Below are 22878 nucleotides of genomic sequence, written 5' to 3'. Positions count from 1 at the left end.
AAGACAAGATAAAGGCGGGATACACGTGAGTAACGAATCTATGATGTGTGATCTGGAAACAGGCGTATGTGGTGTGAGCGAGGAAGAGGCTATGCAAGAAATCAATCTGAATCACGTTGAGAAAAAGATAACTCTTTATTACGCAACAGATCCGATCTGCTCTCACTGCTGGGCGCTTGAGCCTGTGCTTCATCGGTTTATTGAGGAATACGGCCATTATTTTACGCTGCAAATTAAAATGGGTGGGCTACTCGCTAACTGGAATGGTTTCTCGGATGGCGCTAACGGGATTCAGAAACCTTCGGATGTTGCAGAGCATTGGAAGGAAGTGGGTGAGCATTCACGCATGCCCATAGACGGTTCCTTGTGGCACGATAATCCAATACTTTCTTCCTATCCGCCATCTCGCGTATTTAAGGTGATTCAGAGTACACACCCTGGTAAAGAGCAGGACTTTTTAAGACGTGCGCGTGAAGCCGTGTTTGCATTTAATCGAAATATTGGAGAAGATGATGTGCTGACGGATATCGTCAATCAACTGGGCTTGAATGGAAAAGAAGTGGTTGAGGCGGCTGCACAGCAATCTGCACAAGAGTTATTAGAGGAAGACTTTGAGAGTGTCGCTAGTTTGGGAGTTAGAGGTTTCCCATCAATTATCATTGTGAATGAAGAGAACCAGGGTATGAAAATTGTCGGAGCGCGTTCTCTTGAAACATATGTGCAAGCACTTCAGCAGGTGCTCGGTGGTGATCTGAAACCCAAACAGATAACCTCGTTGGAACAGAAAATCAATGAGGGACACGTTCTTTTCTCTAAAGAAATGGAGGTTATGTACAATCTCGAAAAGACTGATATTGAATCATATGTGAAATCTGAATTGGCAGAGCACACATACCGTATGGGTCATATTTTGAATGAGATGTATATTGAGCATATCTGAGACAGGAACCGTGTCAGAATCTTCCTGCTTTCGGCACACGGATGTGTTATTCGCACAGGCAAGTCGTCCACCCATTGCGTAGACTGAAGTAGATCAAGTCAAGTGAGGTGAATTCCATGGCTAAAACCAGTGAAATACACGTCCGGGTGAAACGGCTCAAGGATCGCCCAGTCTGCGTGACTCTTCATAATGGCGAAACGTACGTCGGGTACATCTCTGGCGTTAACAGCGAAGGCGTAGTGCTTACCGGGGGCGGAAAGCTTACTCAGGCCGCAATCACAGCACCCTCATCTGAAGGCAGTGCTCGCAAAACCAAACCTAAAGCAGGGGCTACGAGAAAAACAGCATCCTCTCGGAACCGTAAACGGGGGAACAGCACTCGTAAGTCGCAGGTGCGATCCCGGTCGATGTCTCGTTCAACGTCTAGGCAAGCCCAGGTATCATCTTTCATGCCTATGCTAGGTTCATTGTTAGGTGGCTTTGGCGGTGCAGGCTCGATTGGAGGTATGTTAGGCGGTGGTATGCGGTTGTTTGGCATGATCCAGAAATTTACACCTGTGGTCAAAATGGGGTATGGCATGATTAAGCAGATTCAGCCATTTATGGGGGCAGTTCAAGGGTTGATGACTCCAGCAAGCCAAGCTGCGGCAGAAGCCGAAGGTGAAGAGGAAGCACAACAAGGTTAATACTTGAAATGAATTCGTGAAATAGAAAACAACCTTCGTTGCATTTGGGAAGGAAGGATTGCTAGTGTAATGGGTGATCTGATCTCTTTCTGTTCTGTTCTGTTCCTTATCTTCTTCGCTGTTCTGTTTCAGCTTCTTCGCTAGATGCTTAACTGCAAGCTGCTCTCCGTACGGCAAACGGAGGGTGGCTTATTTGCTTATGCTGTATATGAGGTTCGAACCAGCTCGATTTCGCATGCTTGCTCAGTGCTAACGAACCTCAGAAACCTTATTCGGGTCAATATCAAGCCATTAAAATTCTAACGAACATGACAAACCCTATTCGCTGCAAAATGTAAGATATAGTGTGAAAAAGGGGCTGGTTCTGCAGCATAGCTACTCCTGTGTTCGTTAGAATTAAAATCCGCGCCAAACGTCTAACTTTGCAACCATGTAGTTCGGCCGACCACTGTCATACAGCAAAAAGCACCGCGCGCTGGGAGCTGCACGCGGTGCTTTTTGCTGTATTGCAGAGTGGAAACCGATTCTATTCCGCTGTTATTAAGCCTTTATGCCTGTTTGGTTTTGAGGCGAATCACGTTCCATGATGCTTTGTTCAAGACTGCTTGCACTTTACCCTGGTCAACCGTTGTATATCCGCCGTTGTGAGGAACAACGTTACGTGGGTTTTCTTTGGTATTAGTGGCTTTCAAGTCGTTGTTCTCCAGTACGATATGCTCCACAAATGTCGTTTCTCCGAAGGAACGCAGGTCCACATTCAGTTCCATTTGCTCATCCAGATGTCTATTCACCGCAAAGATTGTGATTGTGCCGTTCTCTTCATCATGCACACTGATTGCTTCGAGATAAGGCACATCTGTAAAGTCTTTGGAATCATATTTAGGTGAAGTTGTGATGGATCGCAACACCGTACCACGTCCGAAGTTGGATGCATGCATGAACGGGAAATAGGTCGTCTGGAACCAGATCGCTCCGTTGTTCTCGGTCATGATTGGTGCAATGGTGTTAATCAACTGAGCAAGGCAAGCCATTTTTACACGGTCGGCGTGCTTGAGTATGGTAATCAGGTAACAGCCCACAGCTAGTGCATCTTCATGTGTATACACATCTTCAAACTCTGGAGGCGCAATCTGCCACCGTTCTTCCATACGGCTTGTGCCGATGGATTTCCAGACATTCCATTCATCCAGAGACAGCATTAATTTCTTTTTGCTGCGTTTCTTGGCTTGTACAAAATCACAGATTGAAGCAACACTATCAATAAATTGATCCAGATCCAGCGATGTCGCCAGGAAGTCATACGTGTTGTCTTTATTGTTGTTGTAATACTGATGCAGGGACAAGTAGTCCACATTTTCATAGGTGAGATCCAGCACGGTTGCTTCCCAATCTGCAAATGTACTCATGTCACGGCTGGAACTGCCGCAAGCCACAAGCTCAATTTCCGGGTCTACCCATTTCATCGCTTTAGCGGTCTCATTGGCAATACGGCCATATTCATATGCAGTCATTGCACCAATCTGCCAAGGGCCGTCCATTTCGTTGCCTAGACACCAGGTTTTGAATTTATGGGGGTCCTTGTAACCGTGAGAGATACGCAGATCACTCCAGTATGTGCCAGATGGGTGGTTGCAGTATTCGATCAGGTTTCTGGCCGCATCAATGCCGCGAGTACCCAGATTTACAGCCATCATCACTTCGGTGCCAACCAGTTTGGCCCAATCTGCAAATTCGTTTGTTCCTACCGCATTCGTTTCAATCGTCCACCATGCCAGTTCAAGTCTGCGTTTACGCTCCGCTACCGGACCGACGCCGTCCTCCCAATTGTAACCGGATACGAAATTGCCGCCCGGATACCGAACGATGGGTACGTTCAGAGCCTTGATCGCTTCAATGGCGTCCTGACGGAAACCTTGAGCATCTGCCGTGGGATGACCTGGATCATAAATACCGCCGTATACGGCCCGTCCCAGATGTTCTATAAATGAACCATAGACACGTGGATCTACTTCAGCAATCTGAAAGTCTTTATCAATAAGCATTTTGGATGTAAGCAATGGGAAAACCTCCATAGAATTAATTTTAGGTGTGTAATAAACTTTATTTCGAGATGAGTTCGCATAAAAGCAAAATCAATGGATTGATTTGTTATCTAATGTGTATCATAATGCTATTATATTGAGCAAGTTCATTTCGTAGGATTCGCTAAAAAACGAATCCTAAATCCATAATATATTGAATTCTATAGAGATAAGGAAGTGAAGGTCATGATGCTTGGCACGGATGCCTCGTCCTTGATCATATATGAGGCGCTCGCCAGCGAGGCCCGTTTAAATATCGTTCGTTTATTATTGCAAAACAGGGAGATGCATATTAATGCGCTTGCCAAAGAGCTGTATCTGAGCAAAGCCATCGTTAGTACACATGTGAGCAAATTGCAGAAAGCGGGCATCGTAGGCAGCCGCATGAAGCGCGAGAACGGTGGAACGTATAAATACTGCTTTATTCTGCAAGAATTTATGACTATCAATCTTTCTCCTGAACCAGTAGATGCTCCTTACCATGAAGTCTCTATTCCGGTTGGTCAGTATACGGATTACCAAGCTTGGCCCACCTGTGGCATTGCAACAACAACGCAAATGATTGGACAATATGACACACCAGCCTGTTTCATGGACCCAGATCGGGTGAACGCGGGAATCCTTTGGATGGCACGAGGTTTTCTGGAATATAAGATTCCTAATTATCTCAATACAGAACAGCATCTCCAGGAAATTGAAATTTCACTCGAACTCAGTTCGGAAGCACCCCAAGTCAATGAAAACTGGCCTTCCGACATTCGCTTTTCACTTAATGGCAATCACTTGGGAACATGGACAAGCCCAGGGGACTTTGGGGATCGGAAAGGCAAGCATACACCGCTATGGTGGAAATTGGACGTCAACCAGTATGGTGTACTGAAAGTACTGCGCATTAACGGAGAAGGGACATTTATGGATGGCCAGCGCATCTCGGATGTGCGTATCCATGATCTGCAACTGGATTTTTCCACCTACTGGACGTTTGGTTTGAAGCCGGAAGAGGGAGTAGCTGGCCGAGGTGGGCTTACCCTGTTTGGGAAAGGGTTCGGTAACTACGATCAGGACATTTTGATTCGGTACTATTATAATGCTCAGGAAAACCAAACTTCGGATGAATAGGATATGCGATTTCATGTTAGTTTATATAGAGGCAATCTCCATATGAACGAAGTGCATAACAATTCCAGAGTAATGGTATTGACAACGATTACATGGCTGGTATAAAATACAGCTAAATAAGGAGTGTCACTGATTCGATCAGGCACCACCACAATCTGGATTTCACAAGTTTTTTTGACTTGTGTTCTGGATCATGGTGGTGCTTTTTGTATATTGGGGGTGAGAACATCATGAGGTTCAAAAAATCGTTAAACAATAACATCGCCCTGGCGGAAGACACGGAAGGTTGCGAAGTCATTGTCATCGGAACGGGTGTTGGCTTCAAAAAAGTGAAAGGACAGCCGATTGAGCAGAGCCAGATCCAGAAAATGTTCAGAATCGGCTCGAATGACAAATATCAGCGAGTCGAGCAATTTCTCAGCGATATCCCTCTGCAAGTCATCGACATTACGGATCAGATTATTGAAGAAGGCAAGACGCTGATTGGAAAAAAGCTGAATGACTCGATCCTGTTAACACTGGCGGACCATATTCATTTTGCGCTGGATCGTTTCAAAAAAGGCGTGGATGTGCAAAATCCGCTTCACTGGGACATTCGCCATCTATATCCTGCCGAATACCGTGCCGGAGAATGGGCAGTTCAAAAAATCAATGAAGCTTTTCTAGTCTCACTGCCATCTGGTGAATCAAGCTCTATTGCCCTTCATTTCGTGAACTCTCAATTCGACTCGGGCAGCATGAACCAAACAATTAAAATTACACAGATGATTAACGACATTATAGGGATCATGACGGAACATTTCGGAATGGTACTGAATCAGGAATCTGCTGATTTTTCCAGGTTCATCACCCATCTGAGATACTTCATTGTACGTCAGTTGAACCGGGAAGTGCTCTCTTTTAAAGATCAGCAATTTCTATATGATGTATTGTCGGAGCGATATCCTATCAGCTTCCAATGCGCACTCAAAATAAAGGAGGCGATGGAGAGGCAACGCGGATTCGTGATTACTCCCGATGAGATGGTATATCTCATGATACACATCGAGAGAGTGACATCCCGTACCGATATGGATTAATCTCAATACAACCTGTTTGAAGTTATACCATCATCAATATGAATTGAATATGGAGTGTTACTGATTCGATCAGGCACCACCAAATGTTTCCGACTCCGCATCTGCGGCGGGCCGGTAATACATTTGGTTTTTTTTTCGCCAAAAAAGGAGGAAGCATCATGAATCACCGGGAGTTGTCCAAAGAAATTATTCGATTAACGGGCGGACAGGAAAATATTACGCAAGCTTGGCATTGTATCACACGACTTCGCTTCAATGTTCGAGAGCAAAACAAAGTTCAATTGGAACAGATCAAAGCACTCGATGGCGTGCTCGGTGCACAGTTTCAGAACGATCAGTTTCAAGTGGTAATTGGTAACCAGGTTGCAGCCGTATATGAGCAGATCGAGGATCAGATGAAGCATAGTGGCATATCAAAGCCTGAAACAGACGCGCCGCGCTCTAAAGGGATTAATGCTGTTTTGGATACAATCTCCGGCATTTTTACTCCGATTCTGCCTGCCATCGTAGGTACCGGGATGTTAAAGGGGATTCTGGCACTGCTCGTTACACTTGGCGCGATACAGGAGAAAAGCGGTGAGTATCAAGTTCTGTCCTCAATCGCTAATGCGGCCTTTTATTTCTTGCCTTTCCTTCTGGCTCTATCATCTGCCCGCAAGTTCAAAGTGAATGAATATATCGCCCTGACGCTTGCAGGTACTTTATTGTATCCAACGATTCTGAATGCGTATCTGGCAAACCAGCTTGAACCAATTCGTTTTCTCTCGCTGCCCGTGTCCATTGTGAATTATACCCAGTCCGTTATTCCCATTATTCTGGGTGTGTGGCTTCTGAGTTATGTACATCGCTGGGTCGATCGTTTTATTCCCGGTCCTGTCAAAGTCATCTTTACCTCGATGATTGTGCTAGTCATCACGGTGCCAATTCTATTAATTGCGATTGGCCCCCTAGGGAATTACATGGGCATCTATCTGGAAATGGGTACTTCCTGGCTCTTTGCCCATTCAGGTCCGTTAACCGGCATTATTCTCGGCGGCCTCATGCCTCTGATTGTTATGACGGGTATGCATTATGCGTTCTTCCCAGGCACATTGCAGAATCTGAGCAAACTTGGATATGACGTGCTTTTGCTACCGATCAACCTGATAACCAATATGAGTCAGGCTGGTGCAGTCACGGCTGTTTTCCTCAAGACCAAAGATAAAAAAATGAAATCCATTGCTTTATCCAGTGGCATATCAGCCTTGCTTGGTATTACTGAACCCGCACTGTATGGTGTCACCTTGAAGCTGAAAAAACCGTTTTACGCTTCACTCATTGGTGGGGCAGCAGGAGGTGGCTTTATTACCGCAGTGGGTCTGAAATGCTTCGGTTTTGCTGTACCAGGATTGCTTTCACTTCCGTTATATATTGGCCCGAATGGTGGCATGTCCAATTTCTGGTATGCATTAATCGGAATTGGCATCAGCTTTAGCGTTTCTTTCGTAGTGACTTTGCTGCTCAAGTGGGAAGAGCCAAATACACGCAATTCCGCCATGTCCGACTCAGCACAAACATTAACCGAACAGGAACTGAATACAACTACTGCCTTTTCTCAAGAAACGGTGACACCTGTCACAGTACATTCCATCGAGGAAAAGAAGGGGGAGGTGTTCAGCCCGCTCACTGGTGAATTGGTGCCGCTCGCAGAGCTTCCAGATCAAACGTTTGCTGAGGAAATGACCGGGAAAGGTATTGCAATTCGTCCGCAGGATGGACGTGTTACAGCTCCTTTTGACGGAACCGTCACGTTGGTTGCCAAAAGTAAACATGCGATTATGCTGACCTCATCCAGTGGAATTGACATTCTCATTCATGTTGGACTAAACAGCGTATCGCTCAAAGGGAAATTTTTTGACGTGAAGGTTGTTGCTGGACAAGAAGTGAAGAAGGGTGATTTACTTCTGGAATTTGATATGGATGGCATTCAGGGTGCGGGTATTGACCTTGTGACACCAGTCATCGTAACCAATACGCCGGATTACCTCGATGTAGTACCTGTTCAGGTGAAGGGGGTGATTCCAATGAATGAATTGCTTCTCCTCACCGTTCGTTAACAGCTTCATGAATACCATATACAAAAAAAGGAGAGAAACAACATGACAAAAACAATTAAACACTCATTTCCTAAAGGATTTTTATGGGGCGGAGCTACCGCTGCCAATCAGCTGGAAGGTGCATATGACGCAGACGGCAAAGGACTCTCTACCTCAGACATGGCTCCATTCGTTCCTCATGAGGAGCGCAATGGCAAGGATTTTACCTTCGACGTGGATTCTGTTCAATTAGAAGAATATCTGAGCGGTAACACCAACGTATATTTCCCGAAACGGAACGGCGTGGATTTCTACCACCGCTACAAAGAAGACATTGCCTTGTTTGCGGAGATGGGCTTCAAAGTGTTTCGTCTTTCGATCGCCTGGACACGGATCTTCCCTACAGGAGAAGAAGCCGTTCCCAATGAAGCTGGTCTTGCCTTCTATGATAACGTGCTTGACGAACTCTTGAAATACGGCATTGAGCCGCTTGTAACGATCTCTCACTACGAGATGCCCGTAGAGTTAACCCGCAAGTACAACGGCTGGGAAAGCCGCGAGATGATCGATCTGTATCTGAAATTTGCCAATACGCTGTTTGACCGTTACAAAGACAAAGTGAAATACTGGATTACCTTCAATGAAATGAATATGATGCTGACAAGTCTGTATACTGGCGGCGGCATTCTGGAAGATAAAATTAAGGGTACACCAGAGCAGGTAGCCTATCAGGCAACTCATCATCAATTTGTAGCAAGCTCACTGGCTGTCAAAAGTGGTAAAGAGAAGATGCCAAATGCTCAGATTGGTTGCATGATCTGCCGTCTGGAAACGTATGCTGCTTCTAGCAAACCGGAAGATGTGTTGCAGACAATGAAGGAAGATCAGATGAACCTGTTCTACCCAGAGGTGCAGGCACGAGGCGAATACCCATCCTATATGCAAAGATATTTTGAGGAAAACGGCATTGAACTGGTTAAAACTCCTGACGACGATGCCATTATCCGGGATAATACCGTGGACTTTATTGCTTTCAGTTATTACATGACGTATATCGGAAAATATGACCCGAATGACAACAGCAACTCTGGTATGCTGGTAAGTCAGATCAAAAACCCTCATCTGAAAGCTACCGAATGGGGATGGCCTATTGATCCGATTGGTCTTCGCGTCGCCCTGAACCGATTGTATGATCGTTACCGTATGCCGCTCTTCATCGTTGAGAACGGGCTGGGTGCTATCGACACACCGGAAGAGGACGGGGCAGTCCATGACCCTTATCGCATCAATTACTTGCGCAGCCACATTGAGCAGATGAAAGAAGCTGTCGCTGACGGCGTTGAATTGATGGGTTTCACTAGCTGGGGGCCTATCGATATCATTAGCTGCTCGACTTCTGAAATGGGCAAACGTTATGGTTTCATATATGTAGATCAAGACAATGCTGGCAAAGGTTCGCTTGAAAGAACTCGCAAAGACTCCTTCCACTGGTACAAACAAGTTATTGAAACAAACGGAGAAACGCTGTAATTATAAAAAAAATTTACACGCCGCCCATATGGGCGGTCTTTATTTTGTACTAGTCAAATAAGGGATAATTATGTAAAATTGTTTTATTCAAACAAGAGGAGTGAATTCAATGTCTAACAAGGTGATTATGCTTTAGGTTCACAAAAGGATATTTGCGTTACAGAGATTCCTTTTGTGGACATTGCAGTGCGGGAAACCGTCCAAACAATGTTTACTGGAGGAGATTATTATTAATTTTAACGAAGCTGTTATCATCAGCAATACGCATGTACTGGCATTGGTATCCGAGTTGTTTGACCTGGAGGGTTACAATATTCAGCTTATTCCGCCTCATGAGGGTGGACGGAATGTCGTTTACACATGCGAGCAAAAGGGGCGTGAATCGCTAATTCTACGGGTGTCTTTTTTGCCTGACAGAAAGCGGGAAGATTACATTGCCGAACTGGAGTATGTCCGGTATCTGTTTGAGCACGGTGCAAGTGTCTCGAATGTAGTTAGCTCGAAAAAGGGCTTTTTGTTAGAAGAGATCACTTATGATGAGCATACATTCTTTGTCTGTATGTTTGTGAAGGCCAAGGGAAAGTTGCTGGTAGAGAACCATTATCAGTATCGTGAAGGGGTCCCACTTACCGAATACTATTATAATAGCGGTAAAGTTCTGGGGAAAATGCATCAGCTATCGAAAGGGTACACTCCCGTTCATCGCCGGCATCATTTGATTGACAATTACAGCGGTGAATATATCGATAACCTGGTACCTGAATCATTCCCTCTGCTTAAGGAGAAGATGGTTGAGCTCCTGAATACCTTACAAGGTTTGGATACAAACCAAGAGACATTTGGCATGATCCATTTTGATTATAACGATGGGAATTACTCGATCGATTTTGATACCGGACAGATCACCGTGTATGATTTTGATAATTCATGCTTTGGTTGGTATATGTATGATCTGGCCGATCTATGGACACACGGAGTCGGCTGGGTTCAATTTGAGCCGGATGCGGATAAACGCAGACAGTTCATGGATGACTATTTTCAAAATGCCCTCGCTGGATATACTTCCGAGACCAAGATCGAAGATTCGATGTTGGAGAAGCTGCCTTTATTTATTCAAGTTACTCTCTTGGAGAATATTCTAGGTCAATTTGAGGAAATGCAGCGTGCTGGCGAAGAACCGGAAGCTGACGAAGCACTGTTGTATCTCATTAAATGTCTGGAAGAGGATATACCGTATAAAGGATTTTTCCATGAGATGTATTCCACTGAAGCTCCTTTTGAGTATGAGGGACGCTGAAGGGACCTGTACGTAAACTAAACCCTGAATAACCAATGATTCATCAAGTATGGAGGCAGCCGGATCGACCGGTTGCCTCTTTGTTTGTCTGCGGCATGTTATTCAAATTTGGAAGGAGGCACGTTGTAGAATTTTTTGAATGCTTTGGAGAACGTAAAGGGATCGGGATAACCCAGAAATCCGGCAATTTGCTGGATCGTATATTTTTTCTCGTACAGATAGTCTCTGGCCCGGTTCATTTTGATCTGATTGATATACTGCCCAGGTGTTATACCGAGAATTTTTTTGAACAAAGAAATAAAATATTTCTCAGAGACGCCAGCAATATCTGCAAGTTCCTTAACTCGGATGGCACGATGCAGATTCGCATCCACGTATGGGAAGACATTCTGCAGAACCTCCAGACTTCCTTCGATTTTCCTCGGTTTTCGGTCTTTCAGAAACTCACCGTGATATAAGCCTTGCCCGTGTAATTCCAAAATTTTGGCGATGACGAGAAGCAGAGAGGCTTTCAAATAAAGTGGACTGGCGGAAGCGCCGCTACTCTGCTTGAATCTTCGATAGGACGAGGTGAACAGCGTTGATTCCTCATGAATCAGATTGCCAAGTACAATGCCCGGGAGCTGAAACTCGCCGAGAATCCGCTTCTGCTCAGCGATGCTGAAATCAAAGTGCATGTATACGAATCGGCACAACTCTCCGGTCGTGGAAGCAGTGTAGGGCATATCCGGATAAAAAAACACGACGTCACCCGGGTTCGCCATATGCTCGATTCCATCGATGGTAATTAGCACGGAGCCAGCTGTAATGAACCACAGATCATAATCGGAATGAGACTTGTGCTCCGTCCAATTACTGTTGTGTGTTTGTTCCAAATAAGAGCTCATGCGAAGTGTGATATACTCCGAAAGTTCGTCGATTATACTCATATTTACAGTTCCTGTATGCATCTAATCCAACTCATTCCTCTCTACTTTATGACATCCTTCATTTTTGACTATCATAACAAAGGATTTATCTCTTGTTAACTATCGTACGATATAACATGTTTTGAAAACTATCACACATTCCGATTCCAGCCCACTCACCTATAATGAACTTATATCGTTAAAAGGAGGGGTTATTAATGAATGCTACAAGTACTCAGCATCCAAAGGTAGTTGTTATTGGGGCGGGCAGCCTGTTTTTTGGTCGGCAGTCCATCTGGCAGATGGTACACTCCCCATATTTGAATCAGGGAACGCTGGCTTTGGTGGATACGGACGAGGAACGGCTCTCGAAAATGGTGAAATTAGCGAAAATGGTCGCCAAGGAGAACAACGTATCCCTAAAGATTGAGGGTTCAGTGGACCGAAGACAGGTACTACCGGGAGCCGACTTCGTTGTGCTCAGCTTTGCGGAAGAATCGGTGAAATATCGGGGCATTGACTGTCAGATTTCTTTAAAATATGGCATTCGCATGTGTTCCGGCGATACGATTGGCCCGGGCGGAATTTTTCGCGCGATGCGGGAACTACCGGTTATTATGGAATGCGCCAAAGACATTGAGGAGTTGTGCCCGGATGCGTGGGTGATCAATTATATTAACCCGTCTACCGTGCACGGCATTGCTTTACATCGATATGCACCGAAGCTTAAATCGTTTGCGCTGTGCGATAGTCATCATATGCCGCATAAAAAAGCCTATTACGCTGTACGAGCCGAAATCATTGAAAATACAAGCCAGTTCACCGAAGAGATCAACCAGAAATTCGATTTTCGTATCGCGGGTGTTAATCATTTCACTTGGCTACTCAAAGCCGAGTATGAAGGAAACAATGTGATGCCCACGATCGCAGAAGCCATGCGCAAGATGGCAGGTGATGAAAATAACGGAGGTGATCGCGGCGCAAAGGCTCTGTATAACGATGCAATTACCTATGAACTATATGATATTTTCGGAATCATTCCCACTTGTACAGCGCATACAAAAGAATACGTTCGGTATTGGCAGGGTCTTGGCAAAACTGCGGACACCATCCCGCCATTATCGATCTGGGAGACAGAGGACAGGTATGAGCGTCATGATGAAATGTGGCGTCAGGTGGATGACTTTCTTGCAGGGAACATCCCGATTGCCGATTATATGAGCACCTTCGGACCAGATCATGCGACTGACATCATCGAGAATATGGTAGGGAACTTGGGCAAAAAGTTCTTCATCAATACGCTCAATCAAGGCGCGGTAACCAATATGAATAACGATTCGTTCCTGGAACTACTGTGCGATGTAGATATGGATGGGGCGAAACCACTTCATGTAGGCGAGATGCCACGTGGGATAAGAGGGATGCAAGAACTTGTACTGGATACGCATGAGCTTACAGTTGAAGCTGTTCTGGAACAGAGCTACGAGAAGCTGAGAAGGGCGATGCTCACCGACCCGCTCGTGAGTTCCATCAGTGACGCGGACAAGATCATCCATGAATTGTTGGAACTGGAGCGTAAGATGATTCCGGACATTTGGTATAAGGACAGACTGCAGTATAACTAAGAACGATAACGATCAAAGACCACGTCGGTTCCTTCCATGGGACTAACGTGGTCTTTGTTTTTATCTTTTGTCATGTATCAAGAAATCCTACTCCACTTTAAACAAGCTAGCATGGTCTTCATAGTACGAAGTAATAAAATCACGAAATTCTCGAACAATAGGAGATAACCATTTTTGTTTGACCCAGGATAGGCTAATGGGATATATGGCTGAATCATCAGCAATTTTTACATAACGTAACCCCAGTGCTCTACATACGGAGATCGGAATTAATGCAACACCTTGATTAAGGCTGATAATTTCAAGCAGGGTATGAGAATCGACCTCAAATGCATGATTGGGGAGGAAACCTGCTTTTTCACAGAGCATAGTTGTAAAGCGGCTGTACTCCTTATTATCGGCAAGGGAAATAAAGGGCTCATTTGCAACAACACTTAATGAAATGCTTGTTTCTCCGCCGTATGCATGATCCGTGGGCACAACAAGAACAATGTCCTCCTCAACAAGAACAACACTCTCAATCTCCTCATCCTGAATCGGATGCCCCGTAATGCCCAGATGCATATCATTTTTCTTCAAACCTGTAATAATTTCACTGCGGGTCCCAATACCCTGATGAAGCTTGGTTTCAGGGGAACCGTTGATATAGTCACTAATGAGACCTGTGAGGAACCGAGTATTCGTAATCGAGATCCTGATTGTATTGGATATTTGCTGTTCCTCCGCTTTAATCTCCATCTCTGCATTTTCAATTTCAATAAAAATCCGGTTTACATGCTTTAATAAAATCTCACCTGAGGAATTCAATTGAATGTTTCTTCCTCTCCTGTGGAATAAGGGGGTACCCAGTTCATCCTCAAGTCTTTTAATCGTTAAGCTTAGGGAAGGTTGAGCAATATTCAATTGGGCAGCTGCCTTGGAGATATGTTCAGTATAGGCAACGGTCTGAAAGTATTTGAGCTGAAGCAATTCCATTTATCTGCACTCCTTATTTATTCTGATAAATATATATAGTACTTATTATGTATTATATTAAATTTAAATATTGATGTAGAATTTTTTTATGAGATACAGATCAAATTTTAAATAACAAAATTCAACTAAATTTATAAGGTAGGTGTCTTTGATGAAAATCGATGTGAATAACATAGCTAAAAATCTGAATACACCCCTAACAGCTCCGGCATATCCAATGCCACCGTACAAATTCGTGAATCGTGAATATTTGAATATTATTTACCGGACCGATGAAAAAGCGTTGCGGGCAGCCGTACCGGAACCTCTGGAAATTACTGAACCTTTGGTTAGATTCGAAGTGATGTGGATGCCAGATGTTTCTGGACTGGGTGCATATACAGAAGCTGGACAAGTTATCCCTGTACAATTCAATGGGGAGGAAGGCGATTATGTGCATTCGATGTACGTAGACAATTTCCCCGCGATTGCGAGTGGTCGAGAGCTCACCGCCTATCCGAAAAAGCTGGGTGCACCCAAGTTGTATACCGATTCAGATACACTAGTTGGCACACTAGATTATGGAACGCTGCGTGTAGCCACGGCAACGATGGGATATAAACATGTGGAGATGGATAAAGAGTTCGCCAAACGTGAAATATGCCGACCTAATTTTATGATTAAGATTGCTACCGACTATACCGGGAATTTAAGAATATGTGATCTGATCCGTACTCAAATTACGGACATCGAAGTGAAGGAAGCTTGGACAGGACCTGCCCGACTTCAACTGTTCGAACATGCGTTGGCACCTCTTGCAGATCTGCCTGTGTTGGAAGTGGTGTCAGCTTCTCATATCCTTACCAACCTAACCTTAAACGCTGCACAACCTGTATATAACTACCTGGAAGAAAAATAAGGAGGAAAAATAAAATGAGAATTGCAATTGTAGGAGCAGGATCTTTGGGAACCATCGTAGGCGCATATCTTGCGGATGGTGGACTGGACGTTGAGTTAATTGATGCATATCAAGAACATGTAGATGCTTTAAATCAGACCGGTGCTAAAGTGACGGGTACCACAGAGTTTCAGGCAAAAGTAAAAGCCATTACTCCTGATCAGAAATCAGGACAATATGACCTCGTGTTACTTTTAACCAAACAACTCTACAACGATTCCATCCTTCAGGAATTAATTCCATTCTTGAATGAAGACAGTATGGTGTGTTCCTTGCAGAACGGGATTCCCGAAGAAAAAGTGGCGTCCATCGTGGGTGAAAAACGTGTTATTGCTGGCTCCGTTGAATTCGGCGCTACGTTCATTGAACCAGGTGTATCAAGTCTGACTACCGAGTACACTCAATTTAAGCAGTATGCTTTTCAGATTGGCGAATTAAATGGTGAAATCACCGAACGAATTCAACGTGTCAAATCGGTGTTGGATCTTGTGGGTGGAACACATATTTCCGATAACCTGGTTGGAACCAAATGGTCCAAATTGTTGATCAACAATGCCTTCAGTGGTTTGTCGGCTGCATTAAATGGTGAATACGGGGACATTATCGATCATGAAGCCGGCATTGTGAGTGCAGCTCATATTGCGGACGAGACGATTAAAGTTGCTCGTGCTAATGGGGTCACTTTGGTTAAAATGAATGGATTCGACATCGCCTCACTCGAAGTGAACAGCAAAGAAGATATCCCTGAACGGGTGAAAACATTACGTTACGTGATGGAGCCCTCCAGATTGCTCAAAGCAAGCATGCTTCAAGATCTGGAGAAGAACCGCAAAACGGAGATTGATTATATTAATGGGGTTGTTTCAAGCAGAGCAGAAGGTACCGGAATTGCGACACCTTATAATGATTTAGTAGTAAAACTGGTCAAATCTGCTGAAGAAACTCAAACCGTTCCTGATTTTGACACGAACATAAAAGCTTTTGAAGAACTATTAAGTGGACAATAATAAATTCAATTATTTCAACTGAAAGTCGCTAATATAGCGGCTTTTTTGTTGTATCAGTAAATCTAATCAGGCTTGATTTTGCTACAGATAGAATATTCTTCGTGATTTTTTTTCCTAATATTATACAAAAAGGGGAATTAAATTTGATATAATATAGACTTGCTGGTTATTTTTCTATTCGAAGGAGATACATATGAGGAAATCTTGGGGGTAATTCGGGTTTTATTTGGTTGTATGGGACATACATTATTTATGTTCTTGCAAACAGACTTGATGATGAGGTAGAACTAGTTATGGAGCAATTTATGCAGAAATATAAGCGAAGAACAACACAAGCACAGTTCAAGGCAGCTTACGGATTATATCGCAAGGATATGTTTGCCATTCGGCAAGCTGTACCTCATATCGGCTTATCGGACTACCGTACATATTACGAAACCATTCTACTCTTGGAAGACGGGAAAAGTGAAGATGCGCGTGAAAGACTTCAATCCATTAAAAAACAGTGGATGCGATCAACATTGCTCGCGGGTATTGAACTTAAAGCAGAAAACCGTGATATCGCTATTCAGCACGCGCATGAAGCACTTAACTCTTCCAGAGGTGTTAATCGTTATGTTTTATATAAGGAATACGAAAGAGTATTACCAGAGGTTGTTGGACACATATCGTAAGATGGTGAAAATGTTTTGAAAAAATAAACCGTGCTTCACGGTTTATTTTTTTTCATTTACTAGCAGAGGTGTGAGTCCATCCTTAGCAAAAATAGAGGGTAGAATCGTCAATAACCTCTCACGGGTAAGGGGATCATCGTAGTTCCAGCCAGCTTCTACTATATGTACTTTACTGGGTAACAACATGCCAACCAAACTTTGGAGCGGAGACGGTATATTTACATTCATCTCCTCCTGAGGTACCATCACGAAGTTTCGGTCTCCACCGTATTGTGTGATTTTATTGTGATCAATTTGTATCCAAGGTCTGCCATTAATGATCAGTTGATTTATGGATTCGTTGGGTCGAAAGCCAAGTGATTCATACACGGTAGCAGCAAATCCCGTCTGTCCCATAACATATATGTTCTTACCCAGCACCAGATAGACAGTTGCTCGTTCTCCTGCAATATAATCATCCGCCAATTGTCGCCGTATCCTCCTGACACTTTCCTCATAGCGGTCGATCCACTGTTCAGCCGTTCTGCTTCGACCGAAAAGATCCGCAATATAACGAAGACGCTCAAAAGTGCTGGTTGATTCGCGATAAACGATGGTAGGTGCAATGGCATCCAGTCGAGGTAACTGCTGCTCACTATAGTTGCCTAGCAGGATAAGATCAGGCTTCAGTAGGGAGACTTGTTCCGGTGCTCCTTGCAGGCCAATATCCGGGATGTGATGCAGTTTGTTTCGATATATGACTTGTGATTTCATTGTAGTTATACCCGCACCGACTGGACGGATACCGATAGCAAGCAACTCACCAAGGGTATTGGTACCTGTGGCCACGATTCGTATAGCCACATCAGGGAGGGAAATCTGCCTGCCGAGGGAATCGGTGATCGTTCTTTGCCTGGTACGTCTTAGTATATTCGCGTATTCCCGGGGAGGGTGTCCTGTGAGCTGATGAAAGCGTCGACTGAAATAATACTCATCCTTAAAACCGACTTGTCGGGATATTTCACGTAAGGTCTCGGTAGAACTGGACAGTAGTCTTTTAGCGTGTTGGACCCTAAGCTCTGTTAGGTAGTCCGTCGGCTTCTTGCCAGTAATCACTTTAAACAATTTGCTATATTGCCATCGAACCATGCCGGCCATTTCCGCCAAAAGCTCTACGGTCAGATCTTCGTTGTAGTGCTGCTCCATATAGCTGAGTGTACGCTGTAACGCTTGATCATTTTGCACTGGCGGAGCAGCGCTTTCTAGCTGAGTCATCAGGCTAAGTATCAGTTGCAGCCGGGCCTGAGTAACTGCTGATTTTGAATGATGCGTAGGCGTAAATTTCTTCTCCTGCAACCGATTTTGCTTGTTGGATTGCAAAGGCAGCGGAGAAATCCAGTCTTCACTTGCCAACGCAAGTTTTATAGTAGAAAGAGACAGCCTGTAAGGAAATCCCAGAATAAGAGGAGGGCAAGCCGGAAGCAGAGTCAACTGATCCACTTGAAAAGAAAGAAAGGTCAACCGGGCTACATGCGCTTGCTCTTTTATCGTTTTGAGAATGTAGGATTGCTGAGTAGGGAGCAGAATACAACTGCCTTGGCTCAGATCTTGGGAGATGTTGTTTGTTAACAGCCGAATTCCATGATCCAGAGCAATAAGCAATGTATATTCATTGGCAGCCTTGCTCTTGGTTGATGGATTATGATGATTGGTTTCCTGCAGTGGTGTGAGCTGAAGCAGATCATGCTGCTGCAGTTGGATGTATAGGGAAGCCATTTGCATTCTGGAGCACTCCGATCTAGTGATAATAATTCTCAATTACTAGTTTACCACATTTTACACGTTAGAGAATGTTTCGTTGCAGACCTTATTACACGATGCTGAAGTTTACAGAATCCAAAAATCCTCCATAACCAAAGAGGTTGGAGGATTTTTGACGTTATCTATGCGATATTATTGATTCATCCATTTCGGTAGTTCATCAAGCAATTGCTCCAGTGCCAGTAGGTTGTCGGTATTCCAATCGGCTGATGCTTTGTAAACGTGTCCTTGCTGAACGGCCGGCAATGTTTTCCATAGTGTGCTCTGTAACAACCGATCAGATTCAGCTCGACTTTCGTCATTATCCAGCGTTAGGACAAAGACATGATCTCCTGCATAGTCCGGCATTAGTTCTTCCGAAAGTTCGACGAATGTTAGCTCCTTGTCGATAATGTTTTGCTGAATTGCTGGTGGAATTGCAAATCCGTGCTCTTGATACAAGACTACACCCAATGAACGATTGCCCATCACATAGAGCTGTTTACCCAACTGCAAGAAGATGGTCGCTGTCTCGCCCTCTGCCACATTCAGCTTGTCCCACATCGCTTCCGCTTTTGTATCAAATCTGCTGATCCATTGCTCTGCCTCATCCTGTTTGCCAAAAATGTTGCCAAGTTCGCGTACGCGTTCCGTAAATGGTAACGCCGAGTTGAACGGAATGGTAGGCGCAATCTTCGAAAAAGCGGTGTTTCGGTCAGCATCTTGGTTATAACCATTCAAAATCAAGTCAGGCTGCAAGGCTGTTATTGCCTCCAAATCACCAGGATTTCCGACATCATCAATACCTTCTAATCGGTCTGCAATATAGCTTTCGGAAGCATGAATCAGATTGGCTCCAACGACGGAAATATCCATGGCCAGGAGATCTCCAAGTGTTGAACCAAGATAGATCACCCGTTGCGGCTGAGTGGGTATTTCAATCACTTCGCCTGTTTGGGTTGTATAGCTTTTTGTCGTTTGTTCGTTGGTCTTCACAGCTTCTTGTGAAGGGGCGCTTTCCGAACGGCTGCATGCTGCAAGGACGGATAGAAGAAGGAAGCATGCTCCCCATATGAATAGGTGTTTCTTAATTGTACTGTTCATCATTGTTCCCCCCTGAGTTCTCTTTTTCTCATTGATAACCATTATCAATTACAACGTAATTATAGGTGCCTTTTCAGCGGCTTACAATGAAAAAAACGCAGTGAATTTATTTGTACAAATGTCAATGCGTACATCTATTTGTTCGTTGCTTTATTTTCAATCCGCAGGTGTGTTGTCATCGGAGTATGCGTGATCAAAAACAGCTTGCTGTATAAGGAATTAATAAACTTTGGATAATAATGACATTGACAACTGTAGGTTTTTCCAAAATAATAGTATGTAATTGAATACTGGTACCTTTAATTCAGTCCAGAGAGGCTGGCAAGGGCAGCGGATTTCATAATCACGCGAGAATCAGGGCTTATCCCGTCATGGGATGCTCTGTGTCTTCGCGCGGATTATGATGCAAAAAGAGGCTACTTGTCAGTGTATAACTTGACAAGTAGCCTCTTTTTTCTGCTTTTTTTGGTATCAGATACACTTTACGTTGGGGGTATTCTGATGAGCAAACAAGATCAAGAGTTTTCATGGCAAGCTGTGCCGAAATCCCAAAGAAACCACTTTTGGAAGACGTTATCCGTCATGCTCGGTTTCACATTTTTCTCAGCAAGCATGCTGGCAGGAGGCACGTTGGGAGTAAGCTTGACGTTCATGGAGTTCATTGGCATCGTGCTTGCAGGCAATCTGGTGCTCGGTATCTACACAGGGGCATTGGCACATATCGCCGCCAAAACGGGCCTGTCCACACATTTGCTCGCTAAATATGCGTTCGGTGCAAAAGGGTCGTATCTGCCTTCATTCCTGCTAGGCTTCACACAAGTCGGATGGTTCGGAGTAGGCGTAGCCATGTTCGCGATTCCGGTCGCCAAAGCCATGGACTGGAACGTGTACCTGTTGATTATCGTGTTCGGACTTGCCATGACAGCATCAGCCATTTTCGGCATGAAGTCACTCGTCATTCTCGGATATATCGCGGTTCCTGCGATTGCCATTCTCGGTGGTTACTCCATGTTCGAAGGTGCAGGTTCGCTGGGCGGTCTGCAAGGGTTGCTTGATTACACGCCGACTCAGTCGCTTACCGCGGCGGCAGCATTAACGATCTGTATCGGATCATTCATAAGCGGCGGAACGCTGACACCCGATTTTGCCCGGTTTTCCCGGACATCGAAACAGGCAGTTACCGCAACAGTGATTGCATTCTTCCTGGGTAACTCACTCATGTTTCTGTTTGGTGCAGTTGGTGCAATGGCCTATAACTTGGCCGATATCTCGGAGGTCATGTTCCTGCAAGGATTGATCATCCCGGCAATCATCGTTCTAGGCTTGAATATCTGGACAACCAACGATAATGCACTGTACGCTTCGGGTCTTGGTTTTGCGAACATCACCAAAATCTCAAAGAAATTCTTCGTCGTCGTAAACGGTATCGTGGGTACCGTATTCGCCATGTGGATGTACAACAACTTCGTCAGCTTCCTAAACGTACTGGGCGCGGCGGTACCATCCATCGGGGCTATTATTATCGCAGATTACTTCATTGTGAAACGTAGAAACTATAAGCCATTTGCCGACATGTCATTCAAAAATGTAAACTGGGTAGCGATGGTGGCTTGGGCCATCGGCGTTGGATTCGCCCAACTGGCTCCTGGCGTAACACCATTGAACGCACTGCTTGGTACAGCAGTGGCCTATATCGTCTTGATGCTGATTGTTCCTGCGAAAGAAACCAAAGAAATGGGGAAAATAAATGATTATACAGAACGCAAAATTGCGGGGTAAAGAAGGACTATGGAATATCGTTGTGAAGAACGGAAAGTTTGAACGAATTACACAATCACTGGAAGTGACCGAGAATGAAGAGATCCTGGATGTTAACGGATCGCTTGTGCTGCCACCGTTTATTGAGCCGCATATTCATCTCGATACAACGCTCACTGCAGGCGAGCCGGAATGGAATCTAAGCGGAACGCTGTTCGAAGGCATACAACGCTGGTCAGAGCGCAAGGCTTTCTTGACACATGAAGATGTCAAATCACGTTCCAAAACGGCACTGAAATGGCAATTGGCACAAGGTATCCAGCATGTACGGACCCATGTGGACGTTACCGATCCAAGCTTGATTGCTGTAAAAGCGATGCTTGAAGTAAAAGAAGAAATGGCTCCATATATGGACATTCAGCTTGTTGCTTTCCCACAGGAAGGCATTCACTCTTATCCAAACGGGGCAGAATTGCTGGAAGAGTCACTGAAAATGGGCGTTGACGTGGTCGGCGGCATTCCACACTTCGAATTCACACGGGAATACGGCGTTGATTCAATGAAAGTTGCGTTTGATTTGGCCGAAAAATACGACCGTCTGATCGACATCCATTGTGATGAAATCGATGACGAGCAATCCCGTTTTGTTGAAGTTGTTGCCAAGGAAGCTTACGAACGTGGACTGGGTTCACGCACGACGGCAAGTCATACAACGGCGATGGGGTCATATAATGACGCTTATACGTACAAATTGTTCCGTTTGCTGAAGATGGCTGATCTGAACTTTGTCTCCAATCCGCTGGTTAACATTCACCTGCAAGGACGCTTCGACACGTATCCGAAGAGAAGAGGGCTGACGCGTGTCAAAGAGTTGCAGGAAGCAGGTCTAAATGTGTGCTTTGGTCACGATGACATCTTTGATCCTTGGTATCCGCTCGGTACAGGCAACATGCTGCAAGTACTGCACATGGGGATTCATGCTTCGCAGTTGCTTGGTTACGACCAGATCGTGAATTCGATCGACCTCATTACGAAAAACAGCGCAAGAACGTTACACATTGAGGATGTATACGGTATTGAAGAAGGTAAACCTGCTAACTTCATCGTACTTGAAGCAGAGAACGAATATGAGGCTGTTCGCAAACAAGCCGGCGTACTTTATTCCTACAGAGGCGGCCGTAAAATTGCGGAATCGAAGCCGCGGGAAACATCCATCATTTTTGAAGGCGGTACAGAAAAGGTTACTTTTAATAGATAATGAAGAAAATATACTCCCATTAAAGTCGCTATTTTAGCGGCTTTTT

At 44.6% G+C, this 22878-nt stretch carries 18 protein-coding genes; 13 read left to right on the top strand and 5 right to left on the bottom strand.

Annotated features, from left to right (window positions below):
• The first annotated feature begins 25 nt into the window (after positions 1-25).
• Positions 26-940 carry a DsbA family oxidoreductase gene (locus C170_RS25995; protein WP_036615750.1) on the top strand — a complete coding sequence of 305 codons (915 nt, stop codon included), beginning with the start codon at positions 26-28 and terminating at the stop codon, positions 938-940.
• A 116-nt stretch (positions 941-1056) separates the two neighbouring features.
• The gene (locus tag C170_RS25990) at positions 1057-1626 is read left to right on the top strand and encodes a hypothetical protein (protein ID WP_036615745.1); all 570 of its coding nucleotides are present in this window, start codon (positions 1057-1059) and stop codon (positions 1624-1626) included.
• A 548-nt stretch (positions 1627-2174) separates the two neighbouring features.
• On the opposite strand, the gene arfA is transcribed toward C170_RS25990, so the two are convergent.
• Positions 2175-3668 (bottom strand): arabinosylfuranosidase ArfA, encoded by a 1494-nt coding sequence (gene arfA, locus C170_RS25985; RefSeq protein WP_036616112.1) that lies wholly within the window; start codon positions 3666-3668, stop codon positions 2175-2177.
• A 225-nt stretch (positions 3669-3893) separates the two neighbouring features.
• Here arfA and C170_RS25980 point away from each other — a divergent pair, with 225 nt between their 5' ends.
• The 5 genes from C170_RS25980 to C170_RS25960 all read left to right on the top strand — a co-directional run bounded on the left by C170_RS25980 (position 3894) and on the right by C170_RS25960 (position 10807).
• On the top strand, positions 3894-4826 hold the full coding sequence (locus tag C170_RS25980; RefSeq protein ID WP_036615742.1) for an ArsR/SmtB family transcription factor: 933 nt from the start codon (positions 3894-3896) through the stop codon (positions 4824-4826).
• 230 nt (positions 4827-5056) lie between these two features.
• Positions 5057-5905, top strand: coding sequence for a BglG family transcription antiterminator LicT (gene licT, locus C170_RS25975; RefSeq protein WP_036615740.1), 849 nt, complete (start codon positions 5057-5059; stop codon positions 5903-5905).
• A gap of 158 nt (positions 5906-6063) precedes the next feature.
• A complete protein-coding gene (locus tag C170_RS25970; RefSeq protein WP_036615737.1) occupies positions 6064-8001 on the top strand; it encodes a beta-glucoside-specific PTS transporter subunit IIABC in 1938 nt (645 codons plus the stop codon).
• Between the two features lie 42 nt (positions 8002-8043).
• Positions 8044-9510 carry a glycoside hydrolase family 1 protein gene (locus tag C170_RS25965; protein WP_036615734.1) on the top strand — a complete coding sequence of 489 codons (1467 nt, stop codon included), beginning with the start codon at positions 8044-8046 and terminating at the stop codon, positions 9508-9510.
• A 172-nt stretch (positions 9511-9682) separates the two neighbouring features.
• Positions 9683-10807 (top strand): phosphotransferase enzyme family protein, encoded by a 1125-nt coding sequence (locus tag C170_RS25960; protein WP_235200836.1) that lies wholly within the window; start codon positions 9683-9685, stop codon positions 10805-10807.
• A 98-nt stretch (positions 10808-10905) separates the two neighbouring features.
• On the opposite strand, the gene C170_RS25955 is transcribed toward C170_RS25960, so the two are convergent.
• Positions 10906-11757, bottom strand: a complete 852-nt coding sequence (locus tag C170_RS25955) for an AraC family transcriptional regulator (RefSeq protein ID WP_036615732.1) — start codon at positions 11755-11757, stop codon at positions 10906-10908.
• Between the two features lie 176 nt (positions 11758-11933).
• Between C170_RS25955 and C170_RS25950 the strand changes: the two genes are divergently transcribed.
• The gene (locus C170_RS25950) at positions 11934-13340 is read left to right on the top strand and encodes a family 4 glycosyl hydrolase (RefSeq protein WP_036615731.1); all 1407 of its coding nucleotides are present in this window, start codon (positions 11934-11936) and stop codon (positions 13338-13340) included.
• Positions 13341-13427: 87 nt separating this feature from the next.
• Here C170_RS25950 and C170_RS25945 read toward each other — a convergent pair whose 3' ends face one another.
• Entirely contained in the window at positions 13428-14315 is an 888-nt protein-coding gene (locus tag C170_RS25945; protein ID WP_036615729.1) for a LysR family transcriptional regulator, read from the bottom strand.
• Between the two features lie 151 nt (positions 14316-14466).
• Between C170_RS25945 and C170_RS25940 the strand changes: the two genes are divergently transcribed.
• The 3 genes from C170_RS25940 (at position 14467) to C170_RS25930 (ending at position 16933) form a co-directional block, all read left to right on the top strand.
• Positions 14467-15213 (top strand): acetoacetate decarboxylase, encoded by a 747-nt coding sequence (locus C170_RS25940; RefSeq protein WP_081746052.1) that lies wholly within the window; start codon positions 14467-14469, stop codon positions 15211-15213.
• Positions 15214-15227: 14 nt separating this feature from the next.
• Positions 15228-16259, top strand: a complete 1032-nt coding sequence (locus C170_RS25935) for a ketopantoate reductase family protein (RefSeq protein ID WP_036615724.1) — start codon at positions 15228-15230, stop codon at positions 16257-16259.
• Positions 16260-16552: 293 nt separating this feature from the next.
• Complete coding sequence (locus tag C170_RS25930) at positions 16553-16933, top strand: hypothetical protein (RefSeq protein ID WP_036615722.1); 381 nt, start codon at positions 16553-16555, stop codon at positions 16931-16933.
• Between the two features lie 42 nt (positions 16934-16975).
• On the opposite strand, the gene C170_RS25925 is transcribed toward C170_RS25930, so the two are convergent.
• Positions 16976-18694, bottom strand: a complete 1719-nt coding sequence (locus C170_RS25925) for an AraC family transcriptional regulator (protein WP_051447403.1) — start codon at positions 18692-18694, stop codon at positions 16976-16978.
• Between the two features lie 171 nt (positions 18695-18865).
• The gene (locus C170_RS25920; RefSeq protein ID WP_327196670.1) at positions 18866-19819 is read right to left on the bottom strand and encodes an ABC transporter substrate-binding protein; all 954 of its coding nucleotides are present in this window, start codon (positions 19817-19819) and stop codon (positions 18866-18868) included.
• A 498-nt stretch (positions 19820-20317) separates the two neighbouring features.
• On the opposite strand from C170_RS25920, the gene codB reads away from it, so the two are divergent.
• Positions 20318-21595, top strand: coding sequence for a cytosine permease (gene codB, locus C170_RS25915; protein ID WP_036615717.1), 1278 nt, complete (start codon positions 20318-20320; stop codon positions 21593-21595).
• On the top strand, positions 21564-22832 hold the full coding sequence (locus C170_RS25910; RefSeq protein WP_036615714.1) for a cytosine deaminase: 1269 nt from the start codon (positions 21564-21566) through the stop codon (positions 22830-22832). The genes codB and C170_RS25910 overlap by 32 nt, the downstream gene beginning before the upstream one ends.
• Positions 22833-22878 lie beyond the last annotated feature (46 nt).

The sequence above is a fragment of the Paenibacillus sp. FSL H7-689 genome (assembly GCF_000517905.1).
Classification (GTDB): domain Bacteria; phylum Bacillota; class Bacilli; order Paenibacillales; family Paenibacillaceae; genus Paenibacillus; species Paenibacillus amylolyticus.
This window is presented reverse-complemented; position numbering and strand designations above follow the sequence as displayed.